General features: G+C 37.2%; 18 protein-coding genes, 1 pseudogene and 2 other annotated features (1 of these 21 only partly in view). Of the genes and pseudogenes, 8 read left to right on the forward strand and 11 right to left on the reverse strand.

Annotated features, from left to right (window positions below):
- Positions 1–146: a binding site (T-box leader), on the forward strand (it extends 121 nt beyond the left edge of the window).
- Between the two features lie 47 nt (positions 147–193).
- Positions 194–434: a binding site (T-box leader), on the forward strand.
- A 70-nt stretch (positions 435–504) separates the two neighbouring features.
- The 7 genes and pseudogenes from G7057_RS04435 to G7057_RS04465 all read left to right on the forward strand — a co-directional run.
- A complete protein-coding gene (locus tag G7057_RS04435; protein WP_166161638.1) occupies positions 505–1578 on the forward strand; it encodes a methionine ABC transporter ATP-binding protein in 1074 nt (357 codons plus the stop codon).
- A 2-nt stretch (positions 1579–1580) separates the two neighbouring features.
- Positions 1581–2261 carry a methionine ABC transporter permease gene (locus tag G7057_RS04440; RefSeq protein ID WP_166161640.1) on the forward strand — a complete coding sequence of 227 codons (681 nt, stop codon included), beginning with the start codon at positions 1581–1583 and terminating at the stop codon, positions 2259–2261.
- Positions 2262–2315: 54 nt separating this feature from the next.
- The gene (locus G7057_RS04445; RefSeq protein WP_166161642.1) at positions 2316–3155 is read left to right on the forward strand and encodes a MetQ/NlpA family ABC transporter substrate-binding protein; all 840 of its coding nucleotides are present in this window, start codon (positions 2316–2318) and stop codon (positions 3153–3155) included.
- Positions 3156–3239: 84 nt separating this feature from the next.
- Positions 3240–4106, forward strand: a complete 867-nt coding sequence (locus tag G7057_RS04450) for a MetQ/NlpA family ABC transporter substrate-binding protein (protein WP_076768168.1) — start codon at positions 3240–3242, stop codon at positions 4104–4106.
- A 255-nt stretch (positions 4107–4361) separates the two neighbouring features.
- Positions 4362–4862 (forward strand): YcxB family protein, encoded by a 501-nt coding sequence (locus G7057_RS04455; protein ID WP_166161644.1) that lies wholly within the window; start codon positions 4362–4364, stop codon positions 4860–4862.
- A 554-nt stretch (positions 4863–5416) separates the two neighbouring features.
- Positions 5417–5902 carry a hypothetical protein gene (locus G7057_RS04460; RefSeq protein ID WP_166161646.1) on the forward strand — a complete coding sequence of 162 codons (486 nt, stop codon included), beginning with the start codon at positions 5417–5419 and terminating at the stop codon, positions 5900–5902.
- 401 nt (positions 5903–6303) lie between these two features.
- Positions 6304–6423 (forward strand): annotated as a pseudogene (locus tag G7057_RS04465) (IS30 family transposase); the annotation flags it as partial.
- 161 nt (positions 6424–6584) lie between these two features.
- Here the strand turns inward: G7057_RS04465 and G7057_RS04470 are convergent.
- From G7057_RS04470 to G7057_RS04490, 5 genes are all read right to left on the reverse strand, one after another.
- Entirely contained in the window at positions 6585–6776 is a 192-nt protein-coding gene (locus G7057_RS04470; RefSeq protein WP_166161648.1) for a hypothetical protein, read from the reverse strand.
- 28 nt (positions 6777–6804) lie between these two features.
- Positions 6805–7530, reverse strand: coding sequence for a hypothetical protein (locus tag G7057_RS04475; protein WP_166161650.1), 726 nt, complete (start codon positions 7528–7530; stop codon positions 6805–6807).
- A 1005-nt stretch (positions 7531–8535) separates the two neighbouring features.
- A complete protein-coding gene (locus tag G7057_RS04480) occupies positions 8536–9120 on the reverse strand; it encodes a hypothetical protein (protein ID WP_166161652.1) in 585 nt (194 codons plus the stop codon).
- Between the two features lie 12 nt (positions 9121–9132).
- Positions 9133–9780 (reverse strand): HD domain-containing protein, encoded by a 648-nt coding sequence (locus G7057_RS04485; RefSeq protein WP_166161654.1) that lies wholly within the window; start codon positions 9778–9780, stop codon positions 9133–9135.
- Positions 9781–9791: 11 nt separating this feature from the next.
- Positions 9792–10199 (reverse strand): GNAT family N-acetyltransferase, encoded by a 408-nt coding sequence (locus G7057_RS04490; RefSeq protein WP_166161656.1) that lies wholly within the window; start codon positions 10197–10199, stop codon positions 9792–9794.
- A gap of 229 nt (positions 10200–10428) precedes the next feature.
- Here G7057_RS04490 and G7057_RS04495 point away from each other — a divergent pair, with 229 nt between their 5' ends.
- A complete protein-coding gene (locus G7057_RS04495) occupies positions 10429–10791 on the forward strand; it encodes a hypothetical protein (RefSeq protein ID WP_166161658.1) in 363 nt (120 codons plus the stop codon).
- 61 nt (positions 10792–10852) lie between these two features.
- Here the strand turns inward: G7057_RS04495 and nrdF are convergent, their stop codons facing one another.
- Genes nrdF through nrdD form a run of 6 tightly spaced genes read right to left on the reverse strand, consistent with a single transcriptional unit; the run spans position 10853 to position 17389 of the window.
- Positions 10853–11827 (reverse strand): class 1b ribonucleoside-diphosphate reductase subunit beta, encoded by a 975-nt coding sequence (gene nrdF / locus G7057_RS04500; protein WP_166164070.1) that lies wholly within the window; start codon positions 11825–11827, stop codon positions 10853–10855.
- Between the two features lie 34 nt (positions 11828–11861).
- Entirely contained in the window at positions 11862–14060 is a 2199-nt protein-coding gene (nrdE, locus tag G7057_RS04505) for a class 1b ribonucleoside-diphosphate reductase subunit alpha (RefSeq protein WP_166161660.1), read from the reverse strand.
- Entirely contained in the window at positions 14047–14415 is a 369-nt protein-coding gene (nrdI, locus tag G7057_RS04510; protein WP_076768136.1) for a class Ib ribonucleoside-diphosphate reductase assembly flavoprotein NrdI, read from the reverse strand. Before nrdI ends, nrdE begins: the two co-directional genes overlap by 14 nt.
- Positions 14412–14642: a glutaredoxin family protein gene (locus G7057_RS04515; protein WP_076768135.1), complete on the reverse strand. Its 231-nt coding sequence runs from the start codon at positions 14640–14642 to the stop codon at positions 14412–14414. Before G7057_RS04515 ends, nrdI begins: the two co-directional genes overlap by 4 nt.
- A gap of 14 nt (positions 14643–14656) precedes the next feature.
- Positions 14657–15211, reverse strand: coding sequence for an anaerobic ribonucleoside-triphosphate reductase activating protein (nrdG, locus tag G7057_RS04520; protein WP_166164072.1), 555 nt, complete (start codon positions 15209–15211; stop codon positions 14657–14659).
- Positions 15212–15226: 15 nt separating this feature from the next.
- On the reverse strand, positions 15227–17389 hold the full coding sequence (gene nrdD, locus G7057_RS04525; protein WP_166161662.1) for an anaerobic ribonucleoside-triphosphate reductase: 2163 nt from the start codon (positions 17387–17389) through the stop codon (positions 15227–15229).
- Positions 17390–17546 lie beyond the last annotated feature (157 nt).

A 17546-nucleotide genomic window follows, 5' to 3' on the forward strand; every position in this document is an offset into this window, starting at 1 on the left:
ACCTTTAGGGTAGGACGGGAACGCCCGTTACAGTGTCCCAGTATCAGTCATGGCAATTCGTGGCGGTACTGATAGAGGCAAGAGTAGTGATACTTTTGTAAATTAAGGTGGTAACACGAGATGAAACGTTGACTCTCGTCCTTTCAGCACAGTCTATTTGTGTTGATTGGACGAGATTTTTTTATTATATTGATTTGACGCGTAGAAAAGGTAAGTACCGTTTAAGATGTTTCAAAGAGAGCCTGGGGTGGTGAGAACAGGTAGCAGAAAAACGAGAAAATGGCCTTGGAGCGGCAAAGGTGAGCGGAGACGTTAGCCTTTGGAGGGTTCGCCCTTTACAGCGATGAAGTGGCACAGCCACTTCCTAAGAGCTTTTCTGTGAGGAAAAGCTAAAACAAGGTGGTAACACGGTGCATCAGACACGCGTCCTTGGTATACTTCATATAACATATAGAAGGTACCAGACGGGTGTCTTTTTCATTAAACAGGAAACGAGGAACATATATGATTGACTTAAAAGATGTCTCAGTCATCTTCCAAGGTGACAAACAAAAAAAAATTAAAGCCGTACAAAATGTTTCACTACACGTTAATAAAGGTGACGTTTACGGGATTGTCGGCTACAGTGGTGCTGGAAAGAGTACACTCGTTAGAACGATTAACTTACTCCAACGTCCAACTAGTGGCAAAGTGGTGATTAATAAGAAAGTTATCACTGATTTGAGTGAAAAAGAATTACGACAAGCTCGTAAAAAAATCGGGATGATTTTCCAACACTTTAACTTGATGGGATCTCGAACTATTTTCGATAACGTGGCTTTCCCCCTAAAACGGTCGAAGCTCACAAAAAGCCAAATCAGTAAAAAAGTGCTCGAACTATTAGACCTTGTTGGGCTAGGCGATAAAGCAGATGCTTATCCGTCTCAACTCTCTGGTGGACAAAAGCAACGGGTTGCCATTGCGCGTGCCTTAGCGAATGATCCAGAAATTCTACTATGTGATGAAGCAACAAGTGCCCTAGATCCTAAGACAACTTCTTCTATTTTAGAGTTGTTGAAAAAACTAAATAAAGATTTAGGTCTGACGATTGTAATCATTACTCATGAAATGCAAGTGGTGAAAGAAATCTGTAACAAGGTTGCGGTTATGGAAGATGGCCATGTCATTGAAGAAGGCAGCCTACTAGAAATCTTTACTAGCCCACAAAATCAACTAACAAAAGACTTTATCAATACAGCGACTCATGTGGATCAAGGAATCGATACAGTATTAGCTCATCCAACCCTTCTTAACTTGAAGGAAAACGACGTATTAGCAAAACTGTCCTTCGTTGGCGGTTCAACGAGTGAGCCACTCATTGCTAAGTTGAATAATAGCTTCCAAGTTCAAGGAAATATTCTCTTTGGAAATGTGGAAATTTTACAAGAAACACCGGTTGGAACATTATTACTCGTTTTATCAGGATCAACTGAAAAAATTGCTGAAGCCATCGACTACTTGCAATCGAATGATGTGACTGTTTCAATTATTTCTGCAGAGTCTATCGAAGAACGTCAAAAGAAAGAAGATGGTGAATAACAATGACTGAATTTATTAATAACTTACTACCGAACGTTTCAAACATTTGGGATGTTGTTTGGGAAAGCTTATGGCAAACCCTTTATATGACAGGTATTTCTGGTGCAATTGCTGGATTTTTAGGTATTATCCTTGGTGTTATCCTATTAATAACAGATGAGGGCGGCTTAATACCAAATGCCCTTCTCTATAACATTTTAGACAAACTGGTTAATGTCTTCCGGTCACTGCCCTTTATTATTTTACTGACACTGATTTATCCAATCACGCGTCTAATTGTCGGCACAGCAATCGGAACAACCGCTGCACTTGTACCGCTTGTCTTCTCAACTGTTCCCTTCTATGCCCGTCAGATTCAAAATGCCTTGCTTGAAGTAGACCCTGGTGTCGTTGAGGCAGCTCAAGCAATGGGAACAAGCAAATTGGACATTATTTTCCGTGTTTATTTAAAAGAAGGCCTAGCTTCAATCATCCGTGTATCTGCTGTAACAATTATTAACTTAATTGGGTTAACAGCCATGGCTGGTGCGGTTGGTGCCGGCGGACTTGGAAATCTAGCCATCACAAGAGGTTATAACCGATTCCAAACAGATGTCATTTTTGTTGCAACAATCTTAATCTTAATCATCGTCTTTATCAGCCAAGCAATTGGTAATGCATTAGTTAAGAAAGTAAGCCACTAAAAAAAGAACAGCGGGACAAACCCGTACAAAAAAACTATATTGGAGGAATTTATCATGAATAAAAAATTAATTTCATTATCATCAGCAGCTTTGGTTTTATTTTTAGGAGCATGTGGCAACACATCAGACGCAGACTCAGCTTCATCAACAGAAGAAGTTGTCGAAGTATCTGTTGGGGTTGTTAGTGAAGTCGAAGTTGATGTTTGGGAAGACGTAAAAGAGCGTCTTGTTGCTGAAAATATCGATTTAAAAATTGAACAATTCACAGATTACGTGCAACCAAACGTTGCTCTATCAGATGGCAGCTTAGATTTAAATGCTTTCCAACACGTTGCTTACTTAGAAGAATTTAACGCTAATAATGGTTCTGACATTGTGCCGATCGGCTTTACTTATGTGTCACCACTTGGTCTATACTCAGATTCAGTTGACGATTACGCTGATATTCCAGAAGGCGCTGAAATTGCTATTCCAAATGACGTTACAAACGGTGGACGTGCCCTACTATTACTTCAAGCGATTGACTTGATTACATTAGATGAAGCAGCTGGTACAAATGCAACAGTTAGCGATATTACTGACAATCCAAAAAATATTACCTTTACTGAATTAGATGCTAGCCAAACAGCTCGTTCATTAGGTGATGTGGATGCAGCGATTATCAATACAAACTACGCAACAGACTCAGGTCTAAACCCAAGCGAAGATGCGTTATTCTTAGATACTGACAACATTGCAGAAGTTAGCGAAATCTACAAAAACGTTGTTGCAACGCGTTCTGAAGATAAAGACAACGCAACTTACTTGAAAGTTGTTGAAGCTTACCAATCAGAAGAAACAGCAGCTAAGCTTGAAGAAGTTACAAAAGGTAATGACGTTCCTGCATGGGAATAAGATAAGCTTTGAATAAACCGGGTTCCAGCTGTGTTGCAGCATAGCTGGTGTATCACCCACTATTCGATTTAATATTAGGAGGATATGGTTATGAGTTTAAAGAAATATTTAGGTGGATTTGTGGCAGCGAGTGCCCTATTATTAGCAGCATGTGGTGGTGGAAGTGGAACAACAGCTTCTGATGATGCAACAAGCGAAGCAGCAGCTAACGAGCCTATTCAGGTTAAAGTAGCGGTCGTTGGAGAAATCAACGAACCGTGGGAATATGTAGCGGAACAATTGAAAGAAAATGAAAATATCGAGATTGAGTTAGTAAAATATACTGACTATGCAACACCAAATAAATCATTAGCAGATGGAGACGTTGATTTGAACGCTTTTCAGACAGAAATTTTCATGGATAGCTTCAATGAAGATACTGGTTCAGACTTAACGACTTTGGGTTATACCGTTATTGCTCCACTTGGTATTTATTCATTAACGTATACTGACGTGGCGGATATTCCGGATGGGGCAACTGTAGGAATTCCAAACGACCCAACAAACAATGGCCGTGCGCTGCGACTGTTGCAAACAGCTGGTTTAATTACAGTTGACCCAGATACTGGCTTAACACCGCAAGTTGACGATATTACAGACAATCCAAAGAACCTGCAAATTACTGAACTTGATTCATCGCAAACTGCACGTGCTCTTCAAGACTTGGATATCTCTATCGTGAATAGCGGTATGGCTGTAGATGCTGGTTATATTCCAACAGAAGACGCAATCTTCTTAGAGCCAGTAAGTGACGATTCTCAACCTTACTACAACGTAATTGCATCACGCGCTGAAGATGCTGATAGTGAGTTGTATAGAACAATCGTTGAATATTACCAATCAGAAGGAACTGCTCAAGTAATTGAAGAATCTTCTAAAGGATCATCAATTCCAGTTTGGGACGAAGAGTAATTAAAAACAGACAGCCAACCGTGTTCGTTTAAGAACGCAGTTGGCTGTTTATTTTTTTATTAAACTTAAGTCATCCAACGTTTTTCCACACTCCTATCGCAATAATTACAATCCATCAGATTGAAAACTAAATCACTCAACTAGCCACTTTGTCAGTTGAAATACTAGTATTAACCTTTATCAATATAGAATCATTTCTTAATGACCGCAATCTTTGGTATGATTTAACTAACGATAAATAAAGGAGGAAAATCAATGACATATAAAGGAAAAGGAACTCTTTCTTTAAAAGATTCCTTATTTTTAAATTTAACACTAAGCACTAATAAGTATTTGATTTACGCTAGCTTCACGATGTTCCTTTGTTTCATTATTTTTATGCTCTTCATGGGAGACTATACAGTAAGTAGACAAATTGGTTTAAGTATTTTGATTTTTTTATTCATCTTCTCTTCTTTTATTCTTAACGAAGCGATCAGTTTAATAAAAAGTGTCAAAAAATTTCCTGAATCTATTGGGCATAGAGTATTCATCATTGATAATGAGGGCCTTCACATAACACAACCTAGCAATGATGAAACAAATTTTTTCTCGTGGAACGAAGTTGAGAGCCTGATTAATCGAAAGAACTTTTGGCTCTTACGATTAAATAATCAGCAAATTAAAGCAATTCCTCATGCTGCTTTCAAAGAGAATGAACTTCAGGAAATTAACCATTTTTTAGTGAATAAATTAGAATCTAAAACTAGGTTTTGAATCGTTTGTTCTTAACTAAAAAGGTAATGTACAAAGCTACTGATAAAAAGAGAATAACAATTCCTACTTTTCTATTATCTGGAACAATAAAGAATAACAGAAGATTCCAAATTTCAAAAAAAATAAGAAAAGAAATAAGCAATACAAAGGTTCTTTTCTTCAAAAAAATCTCTCCTTTCAACATATTTAATCTCTCTATCATTCATTTTACTACTTAGATAGTATGTCAGATAAAATGAAATAGTAATGAAAGAAAAAGTGACAAATTCAAAAAATAGACTAACGATATCAGAACTGCCATATCGATAAAGATTCTGGTTCTAGGACTTTAGAAGAGCTTAATAAGAAGTATCAAGAAAGCTGTCTGTCTAAACCAAAAAGTGTGATCTTAGTTGATTTGATAAATATACTTGGCAAAGAATACTATACTTGTGTTATTAACTTATCTCAGGTGGAATTAAACGAACGCACATAAATTCTAATCCACCAAAAATTAACAATCCCTACACGTTTTTGGTATGATAAATTTACAACAATAGAAGGGGGAGCTCAAAATGTATCAAGGAACAGCTAATTTTTCTTTAAAAGATTATCTCTTTATAAATTTAACAGTAAACACGAAAAAATATATAGCATATGCGGGGGCCACTTTAGTGATTTGCTTGTGGTTTATTCTTCTATTTATGAAAGGATATACATTGGAAAGACAAATTATTTCTACCATTTTTATTTTTATATTTATCTTTCTATCTTTTGTGGTTGCTGAAATCATTACCTTGATAAAGAAACTAAAAAAATACCCTCACTCTATAGGAGTTAGAGAATTCATTATTACCAAAGAAGGCTTTCAAACAAAGAACCTTGAAAAAAATGAAGCTATTTTCTTCATTTGGGATGAATTTCAATGCTTGATTAACCGAAAAAAATTTTGGCTATTAAAAATCAACGATCAGCAAATTAAAGTCATTCCCCATGCTGCTTTCAACGAAACCAAAATAAAGGAAATTACCCAATTTATAAGCGACAACATTGACATTTAAAAACAAAATAAATATTTACGGTTTTTTATAGTATTTAATTAACCATATCGAATAGGATATCGAAAGCAAGGCAATAATAAAATTAGCTAACTTTTCATTTTCTGGCATTATAAACATGACACTGGCATTATATATCCCATACACTATGAGAAGGAATATTAGTATCAGCAAACCTATTTTTTTCAATTTAATCTTTCCTCTCGTTATATATCTTCTTATACTTTAAAAGAAAAATGGTCCATCAACAAGATGTTTTTATTTCGTCGATTGTAAGATTAAGTTAGACAAATAAATAAGTCATTCATGGTACACTCAAATTGTAATTCCGACCAAAGAATACAGAGGAGTGATCACGAATGACCTGGTGATGATAGAATCTTATTACCACAAAAACGTCAAAGTTTGTCTCTTCAGTTGCGAATAAGCGAAACAATATCCCACGAAAATCGTTGAATTACCAGACACCACTGGAAGTGTTTTTGAGTTACTTAGATGAACCAATTTTGTCTAGCTTAAATTGACAAATTTTTTAATCTATTTAATTCAGTGACCGTCTTCAAAGGTTTTGCTAGAAAATATTTACTTTTCATTTGTATTGTAGCACAAGATGCAATTTTTTATTCAACTACTGAAATATCAATTATCCTAATAAAATAAATATCAGATTACATAACAATATATATTAGTTGTGGTATTGTTTTTTTATTGAATATATAAGTAGCCAACAAATTGTATATATTAGAATACCAATAATCGTTATTAAAAAATTATTATTGGTCGGGAAAGTATTTTTGCTTAACAAAATTAAAATGAAAATAATAACTTTCAAAATACCTTCTTCCCAAGATAAGATTAAGTTTTTTTTATCATTCATTAATTTCCTCCTACATTTAACTATTACATCAATAATAATAGACTGTTTTTTGCCCTAGTAAATTTGTTCTACCACTATTTGAGTACTGCTTTATAATCACCATCTCTCCCATTATAGTAGGAACAGGAGTAGAATAGTCAAAAATTCTATATACATCTTCAGAATTATATACATATGTTAGGTTCATAGAGTAGGCCAAAGCTGCAACATCGATTAAGTAAGCTGATATTTGTGCATATATATTTGGAACCGCACTAAGTACCTTTGAAATTGCTAACGCGATTGCTCCAACACTTAATCCTTTTATATATGTATTTGTTTTAAATGTCTTTAAATATTCCCAATTGCTATCCATAGCAGGAGTAACTAGGCTACTCGTTGATTTTTCCCCGATATCTTCTTGAGTTTTTCCCAAATCAATTATCTGACTAAATTCCTCACCGTTAAAAATTCCTTCTTGATGTAAAGAATTTTCTATTAACTCTGTTTTAACTGTAGACACCGTTATAGAATTAATGGAAGAATTTTTTTCATAAGTAATACTGTTCACTTTGCCAGATTCAAAGTCAATTTCTTCAACAGTTTGATAATCTTTATTATTTTCTGAATAATTATAAACTATTTCTTTATCACTTTGACTGACAATTTCAAAGTTCGTTATATTATCATTAAATTCTTTAAAAGTATTTCCCATACTTTCTAAATTATTTTGAGTTGCAGATACTGTAATAGGTGTTGTTAAAATTGGTGCCATTACTAATGTAACTATAGAACTTATAGTATAATTTTTGACAACTTCATATCTATTCCCTCCATATTTAAATAATTTTTTAGAAAACCTGATAAATATTGAACACCAATATATTAATTACTCACAAGTTCAAATTAACCACTATCCTCCATTCCATACTTTTACCAGGTTATAACAATACTTACAATTTGATTCTATCATATATAAATTAAAATTTTACAAAATAGTCATATATGACTATTTTGTAACTTATTTATTAATGTTTTATATACTAAAAAATTTCACTATAAATGATAAATAGCAAAGATTACTATATATATTTATATAAAAATAAATTCATAAAGTAAAAAGTAATATTGACTATGTCTGTCAAATAACCTAGCAGAGGTGAGAGAAGGAGCAAGTGGGCATAGTTGTACCCTAGCCATGCAAAATTAAAAAAATAATTCTGCAAACTAGGGTACAACATGTTTGTTCTTTAATTTCTAGCGTCGGATCAGTCAGTCGCTGCTTCACATCTGTATGCGTTGGTGTTGTCTAAAACCCTCTTAAAATCCTCCCTAAGAGCTTTGTTTTAGGTTACCAGGCTTTCGGCCCACCCGCCTTTCTGCTATACTTCTATTCAATAAGGAGGTTTTTAAATGGGCTTAGTGACTATGGTTCTTACTCTCAATGTCTTCATTTTATTCATTTTTCTTATTTACAGTATTCATACCCTATTAAAAAAGCGAGCGACTATGCTTACTCGCCCGCATCCTCTAACTATATTCTCGTTTTGCCTACTTGTATTACAGTGGATTTTATTTCTTATCGGCTTTTACACATGGCTACCTAACTCATGGTCTCTTTTTTTCTTTGACCTCGTTTGGATCTCAGCGTTTCTTATTTCAGTAGGAGCTCTCATAAAAGACAAGCGTTCGAATCCATGGTTTTGGAGGTTAAATGGCTTACTGACTATTTTCAGTTTTGAATTCTATCTACTCGCTTATTTTATTGGGCAAATGTAACTTAAAATGCTAGCTGCCATTTCCCATTTGTCTTCGTGAGTCTGTAAATTGCGACTTGTTGATGGGAAGCTTGAGATATTGAAATTTCAACATTAACGTTGCTATCATCTAGTTCATCTTCTAGTATTCTAACATCATCATAGTAGCGGTAAAGCAAAACAGCCTCTAAATCTTGCTCCGCTTGTCGACTTGTTACATAGGTATTCTGGAACTCTTCTAGTGTTTGTTGGGTATTTGTTAAGGCATATAATCCTTCTAAATCATTGTTACTCGCTAGATGTAAGTAAACTAATAACGTTTTTTCTGCAGATAGCTCTAATACTTGAATATCCTTACTAGTTTGAAATTGCTTATAAGCTGCGCGTTCTTCTTCTGACAAGTCATCTAAATAGGTAAATGGTTTTTCCAACGTCTGAATAGTCTTTTCTTGAACCGCTAACTCTTCTTTTAGTTCCTTGCGTTGTTCAATGAGATCAGCGATGATTTGCTGGTCTCTATCACTTTCCATACGAATCGTATCTACAATCACAGCCATATTGATAACTAAAACAACAGTAGCGAATATTTGCCATTTATCAGCCTTCATTTGTTCAGCTCCTTATTTTTCTCCTCTAATCTCACAATCCAATTGCTGTAGGAATGACTGCATAAAGGCAGTCCGTTCCTTGGCTAGTTTCTTGCCTTCAAGGGTATTCATTAAGCACTCTAAATGAAGTAATTTTTCATAAAAATGGTTAACTACATTATTCGATCCACGATAGCTATCTTGGGTTAGTTCTGTCACATGAACGGGCTTAGTATCGTCATACATAGCATGTCCTTTTGAGCCGCCATAATAAAAAGTCCGTCCGATTCCGATGGCACCAATGGCATCCAATCGGTCTGCATCTTGGACAATTTGTCCGATTTTAGTGAGTTCGTGCTTTTCAATTAGATTTTTAGAATAAGACATATGGTCAATGGTATCTAAAATAACCCCCTCTTGTTGGTCGGTGGCACCACTTGCCTGTAAAGCAGCAATGACTTGCTTTCTCGCTGTTTCGACATCATCGGTCAGTTTGTCATCGATTACATCGTGAAGTAAAACAGCTGCTCGGATCGTTGTGATATCAGACGCTGACATGCCTTCTTTTTGGGCAATGGTTATGGCTGATTGTTCCACTCGTCTGATATGGCTAAGGTCGTGTCCGGTGGTGTCTTGGCCTAATTTTTCTGCTACAAACGCTTCTAAATATGATAAGTCCATCTTAGTCTCCTTTATACTTTCATAAACGATACACACTTGAGGTCTTGCATCGTTTTAAATCCTAATGATTGGTAAAATTGGATGGTTCTTTCGGTATCATCTGTTGTTAAAATGATTTGTTGCATATCTTTAGCTCTCTCCAACATCTGCTTGACTAAGCTCGTCCCAATCGCTCGGCGTTGATAGTCAGGATGGACAAGAATATCTTGAATATAGAGAATATAACAGCCATCACTAATGGTTCGAATCAGGCCAACTAGCTGGTCATCTTCCCACGCACTAATGTAATGCCAAGCCCCTGGAAGAAGTTGGTTCATTATTGCGGGATTATTATAGTAATTTCGCCAACCAACACTTTGGTAGAGTTGCGTTAAGCTGTCGATTGAGATGGGTGTATTGTCTTTATAATGAATAGTCATTGGCTCACCTACTTTTTCATTGTTTCTTCATCTTATCATAAACTGCTAGTTAGTTAACTGTTGTTTTTCACATTATATTGCTATACTATACTCAAATTTATAAAAAATTAAGAGACAGAAAGAGGGAATTCAAATCGGACAACTATTATATATCGATGTCACAGACAAAACAGAATGGTTTGGTATCATTTCGCCTGATCAAGAATTCGTCTTTGCAGGAAGTCAGTTTGTGTTCCTAGATAAAGATGATGATATGTCAGTTATTGAGACATTTGCACATGACTATGACTGCCATTTTTTTCTAGAGGGTGACCAGCCTGCTCTTCCTTTTTACTCTGTTCCAGCTGTCGACATCGTGGCACGGGACAGCCAAGCTGGCTATATTTGTTTAGCAGCTGACAAGGTTCTGTATGTTAATAGTGACCATGCGGCATTTGAGATTGCTGAAAGTTGGGATGCTTTTCTTAGCAATCCTCATGATTGGCAAAAACGACTCGTTCCCTATGACGATATGCGTCTCTACCCCTCTAAAGAAGCTGCTGAAAAAGACATCCAGTTCTTTGACTTAGATGAATGGACTAAACAGCAGTAAAAATAACAGTAGCTATATACAAAAAAAGATTAAGCCACCACGGCTTAATCTTTTTTTCATACTAATAAGCGTAATCTTCATCCTTCATCGGCTCTACGTCGGATAATAGGTAACCATTTCCAACTGAACTAAAGAAGTCCATGTTACTTGTTGTTGTTGAAATACCGTTCATTACAATCGGATCAACATCTTCAACCGTTTCAGAGAAGAATGGCTCCAGTCCCAAGTTCATTAATGCCTTGTTTGCATTGTATTTCAAGAAGACTTTCACACTTTCCGTCCAACCAATCTCATCATACAATTCTTCTGTATAACGCGACTCATTGCGGTAGAGGTCTAGCATTAAATCATAAACCCAGTCTGTTAACTCTTGTTGCTCATCTTCTGGCAATTCCTCTAAACCAAGGCGGAACTTATAGCCAATGTAAGTGCCGTGGACACTCTCATCACGCAAAATTAAACGAATAATTTCGGCCACATTGACCATCTTCCCATTCCCCATATAGCGTAGTGGTGTATAAAATCCTGAATAAAACAAGAAGGATTCTAACATGACACTGGTTGCTTTCTTTTGTAGGGCTGTGCCGTTTAGATAGATGTCGCGAATTTTATGCCCTTTATATTGTAGGAACTCATTTTCTTCCGTCCAACGGAAAATATCACTAATTTCTGCCGGCGAACAAAGGGTACTAAAAATAGTCGAATAACTTTTAGCATGAACCTGTTCCATAAATTGAATGTTGGTCAGTACGGCAATTTCATGTTGGGTGCGAGCATCCTTCATGATTTCAGCATTACCGTCTTCTCCTTGCAAGGTATCTAGCATCGTTAAGCCACCAAACACTTTATTATAAAGGGTCTTTTCAACATCATTTAATTTGGACCAGTCTGCCTTGTCGTTTGACGGTACCATACGGGTATCTAGCCAAAACTGAGACGTTAGCTTCTCCCATGTTAATTTGTCGACCATGTCTTCGACAACATTCCAGTTGATTGATTTATAAGAAGCACTTGCATCGTACTCTCGTGTATTCATTCTAGCCATTGCGTTCTCGTCTCCTTATCTCTTCTTAAATTGAGCAGCTCTCACATTCGTTTACTGAACTGATTTCTGCATCATCCGTAAAGGTACGAACGTAGTATAAAGACTTAATCCCTTGTGTCCAAGCGTAGTTACGGAACATATTCAAGTCACGGGTTGTCTTTTTGGTTAGATACTTTGGATCTGTTTTCCATTCGTACATGCCTGGTTTAAATTCAGAACGAGTAAACAAGGTTAAACTCATTCCTTGATCCACATGTTTTTGAGCAGCAGCGTACACATCAATGATGCGACGTTGGTCAATATCATAAGCAGACGTATAGTAAGGAATGGTATCTTCAGACATATATGGCGCTGGATAATACACTTTCCCACGTGATCCTTCTACCCGTTCTTCAATCTTTTGAATGATTGGGTGAATAGATGCTGTTGATTCGTTAATGTAGCTGATTGATCCTGTTGGCGCAATCGCTTGTCGGTAGCTGTTATACAAACCATGTTCGCGAACGTTAGCGGCCAATGTTTCCCAGTCCTCACGACTTGGAATGTAAACATGGTCAAATAAAGCTTTGACACTATCATGTTTAATATCGTCACGTGTCGTAATACGATCTTGGTAACGAGCGAAGTAGTTGCCGCTATAGTAATCTGATTTTTCAAAATCGACAAAGCTCTCGCCTCTCTCGATTGCGATCTCATTTGAACCGACTAACGTCCAGTAGTTTAAGAGCATAAAGTATAAGTCAGTAAATTCAATCGACTCTGGCGAACCGTAATGAATCTTATTTTTAGCTAAGAAACCATGCAAGTTCATCGCACCTAAACCAACAGCGTGGTTACGCTTGTTACCATTTTCAATGGTCGGTACAGAAGCCGTATTTGTTTTCAAGCTCACATTAGTCAATGCGCGCATCGCCACTTTTACTGACTTACCAAAATCAGGTGATGCCATTAAGTTGGTCACGTTAGTGGATGCCAAGTTACAAATCACATCTGTCCCTAGAACATCATATTCCTGACGGTCGTTAATAACTGACGGTGTCATACTTTGGAAAATTTCAGAACACAAGTTACTCATCACAATACGGCCATCAATCGGATTCTCACGATTGGCTGTATCAATATTAATAATATAAGGGTATCCTGCCTCATTTTGAAGGTTTGAAATTTCTGTTTCAAGTTCACGGGCATTGATTTTTGATTTACGGATTTCTGGATTATTCACCATATTGTCATACTCAGCAGTAATATCCACATAAGAGAATGGTTGGCCGTAAACACGTTCCACATCATATGGGCTGAAGAGATACATCTTCGCATTTTGCTTGATTAATTCATAGAATTTATCCGGTACAACAAGGCCTAATGACAATGTTTTAATACGAACTTTTTCATCAGCGTTTTCCTTACGAGTTGCTAAAAAGTCCACAATATCGGGGTGGAAAACGTTCAAGTAAACCACACCAGCTCCTTGGCGCTGACCAAGTTGGTTTGCGTAAGAGAATGAATCTTCATAGAGCTTCATAATCGGAACGACACCTGCTGCGGCATTCTCAATCCCTTTGATCGGGTCATTTTTGGCACGGATGCTGGATAAGTTAATCCCTACACCGCCACCACGTTTTGATAACTGCAAGGCAGAGTTAATCCCGCGCCCAATAGCATTCATGTCATCTTCCAATGAGATTAAGTAGCATGATGATAATTCCCCACGACGTTTACGACCGGCATTTAAAAAGGTCGGTGTCGCTGGCTGAAGACGTTGTGAAATCATCTCATCTGCTAAGTCATTCGCTAAGTTCTCGTCTCCATCGGCTAGATACAAGGCATTAAAAGCAATACGGTCTTCGTAACGTTCTAAAATACGCTTGCCGTCATTTGTTTTTAAGGAGTATTGTTGGTAGAACTTGTAGGCTCCCATAAAGGTATTAAAGCGGAATTTTTTAGCGTAAATGCGCTTAAATAGACTTTTAATAAAATCAAAGCTGTACTGGTTAACCAATTCTTCTTCTATATAGTCATTATCTACCAGATAATCGATTTTTTCTTTTAAGTTGTGGAAGAATACCGTATTCGGATTCACATAAGTTAAGAAGTAAGTCCGTACGGCTTCTTTATCTTTGGCCAATTGGATTTTATTATCTTTTGGGATGTTCAATTGGTTATTTAATTCGAAGTAGTTGGCTTCTACTTTTTTATTTGCTGGAATAATTTTAGGCGATTGCATTGATCTTCTCCTTTACTCGTTCAATATCTGTGCTCGTTCCAAAATACTCAAAACTGTCTAGCAATGGTAATTGGTAATCTCTCGCTAAATCTTTTGCGGTATAGATATAGAGCGCATCAAAATTTAAGTTGCCACTGCCAATAACGCCCTTACAATAGGAGGCATTTTGGCCAGTCGACATAAAATCCCAAGCAATTTCTGTCACATCTTTTTCATAAGCTGGTACGATAAAGACGAATGGTTCATTGACTTCGATAAATGGGTTGGTTTGGGTAATTTCTAGTGATGGGTAATCCGCTAGTTTCTTAACGAAACGTCTTACATTGCCGGTTAACGAGAAAAAAACAACTTTCATAGGCTACCGAATAATGCTTCCAATTTATCAGGTTGGTGGCCGCTAAATACATCCTCTGCTGTTTTAATAATCGGCAATGTGGTAAAGCCTGTTTCACGGGCTTCATCCATATATGTTTCGTTTTCTTCAATGTTCTTTTCTACAAACGGAACACCCACCATTTTTAAATAACGTTTTGTATTTTTGCACATACCGCAATTGTTTTTTGTGTATAAAGATACTTCCATGATAAATTCCTCCTCTAATATCCTTGCCAGAGAACGACTTGTCCGCTAGCTAAGCTTTCTTTTACATTTATAATTCGTTGGTTTGAACTCCCTCTGAATTGAAGGGTCAAATCCATTTTATCTTGTTCAAAACGACCGTCTACTAAAACATCAATCTGAGCTAGTAGCTCTTTTTTATCAGCCGTTTCTACCATCATTTCTTCCCAACGGTAACCCGTCCAACTCCAAATGTCCTTTTGATCGCCGTAGATTTGGCGGACTTTTTGGACTAATGGGTTGAGAATAGTGGTGTTTAAAAATGGCTCTCCACCTAGCAAGGTCAAGCCTTGCACATAATCATGAGCTAAGTCAGCCAGTATTTGGTCTTCCAGCTCTTTTGTGTAGGGTTTGCCATAAGTAAAGGACTGGGCCGCCTTGTTATAACAGCCTGGACAGGCAAAAAGGCAACCACTCACATACAGACTATTACGAACACCTTCCCCATCAACAAAGTTAAACGGCTTATAATCAGCAATGTAGCCACGAGAGTAGGCTTCAGCCGTCCACTCGCCGGGCGCTGGATTTCTAATCATCACTCCCGCCCCCTACATGTGCTTTTCGCGTGCCGTAATTTCCTTATGACGGCCGCGTACCATCGGGCGTTTTTGTGGATTACCAAGATAACCACATGTCCGTTTAACGACATCACAACTATCTGGATTATGATTGCCACATTGTGGACACTCAAAACCGCGTTCAGTTGGATGAAACTCGCCGGCATAATCACATTCATAACACTTATCAATCGGTGTATTGGTTCCCAGATAGCCCACTTTATCGTAAGAGTAGTCCCAAACAGCCTCTAGTGCCTTGGGATTCTGACGAATATTAGGATACTCACAATAATGAATAAAGCCACCTGAACAGTATTTCGGATAGTCTTTTTCAAAATCAAGTTTCTCAAAAGGCGTTGGTTTTTTACGGACATCATAATGGAAACTATTAGTGTAATACTCCTTATCCGTAATGTCTGTTATTGTACCAAATTTTTCCTTGTCAAGACGACAAAAACGATCGGTCAAACTTTCACTTGGTGTGGAATAAACACTAAAATGGTATCCCTGTTCGATTCCCCACGCATCACAATTTATTTTTAGTTGTTTTAAAATATCTAGCGTTAATTGTTTCGCTTCTGGATTTGTTTCCCAATTAGGTCCGTAGAAGGTCGTTGCAACTTCATAAAGGCCAATATACCCCAGTGAAATGGTCGCCCGCTTCTGTTTAAAGAGTTGATCAACATCTTCGTCTGCTGCCAGTTTATGACCCCAAGCACCATTCATATATAAAATAGGTGCTTGATCAGGCTTAGCTTCCTTCACTCTCTCAATACGGTAAAGTAGAGCATCCTTTACAATCGCCACACGTTCTTGGAACAATTCCCAAAAGGCTGTTAAATCACCTTTTGATTCCATGGCAATGCGAGGTAGATTCAGAGTCACAACGCCCAGATTCATACGACCGCTATTGACTTCTCTTCCCTCTTCATCCTTCCAACCTTGTAAAAAAGAACGACAACCCATTGGTGCCTTATAAGAACCGGTTAACTCAACCAATTTATCATAGTTTAAAATATCCGGATACATCCGTTTTGTCGCACATTCCACTGCCAGTTGCTTAACATCGTAGTTAGGATCTGTTGGTCGGTAATTAATCCCTTTACGAATACCAAAAACAAGTTTAGGGAAAATAGCCGTTCGTTTCTCCTTGCCGAGCCCATCTAAACGGACGCGTAAAATCGCTTTTTGGATTTCACGTTCATAACGGTTGGTTCCTAAACCAAAGCCAAATGTAACAAATGGTGTTTGCCCATTAGAGGTGTAAAGAGTATTCACTTCATACTCTAAACTTTGCATCGCATCGTAAATATCTTTTTTGGTCTTTTCCCAACTATAAGTTTCACGTTGTTCAGCTAATACCCATTTTTCAGCATCTTCCATATGCTTGTTGTAATTTAATTCAGCGTAAGGAGCCAGTAATTCATCCACTCGGTCCGCACTCGTTCCACCATATTGGCTACTTGCCACATTGGCAATAATTTGGGCCATTTGAGCAGCTGCTGTTTGGATTGATTTTGGTTGTTCAACTTCAGCATTTCCAATTGAAAAGCCCGTTTCAAACATATATTTAAAATCGATCAAGCAACAATTGGTCATCGGTGAGTAGGGATGGTAATCTAAGTCGTGGAAGTGAATATCGCCTCTCAAGTGAGCATTTTCTACATGAGCTGGTAGCATTCTGAGTCCAATCGCCTTTGCCGTTACGCCCGCTGTTAAATCACGAATTGTATTAAAGACACGACTATCCTTATTGGCATTCTCATTTAAAATCGTTTCATCCGCTTGAATTAATTGTTGAATACGTGATTCAATATCACGTTGCGCAATACGTTGTTCTTGTTTACGGATACGATAGGCGTGATAAGCTTGTGCGACATCTAATTCATCTTGTTTAATGAGCGCTTGTTCAACCCATTCATGGATATCTTCCGTTGACGTCATCGACACATCTTGCAGATAAAGTTGCTCAATAACAGCCGTTAACAACTCTTTCATCCGCTCTGGCGACGATAATGACTTTCCCTCATTCGCTTGTAAAACAGCATCCACAATCTTCTGTTTATTAAAAGAAACAATTCTCCCGTCTGATTTCTTCACACTTAGCTGCTGGATAAACGCTTGTATTCTAGACTGATCTACCACACTTTCCACTTGCTTGCCCTCCTTATGTTAAAACCGCTTGTCTATACTATATATAGTGTCAATTAAAAACAATCATCCTATATATTGTGCTGAAACCAGTTTATCATACTCTCTTAAATGAGTAAACGATAATAAATTGCTAAGGAAAAGCATTGAGGAATGGGCT

The sequence above is a fragment of the Jeotgalibaca arthritidis genome, assembly GCF_011100465.1.
Lineage (GTDB): Bacteria > Bacillota > Bacilli > Lactobacillales > Aerococcaceae > Jeotgalibaca > Jeotgalibaca arthritidis.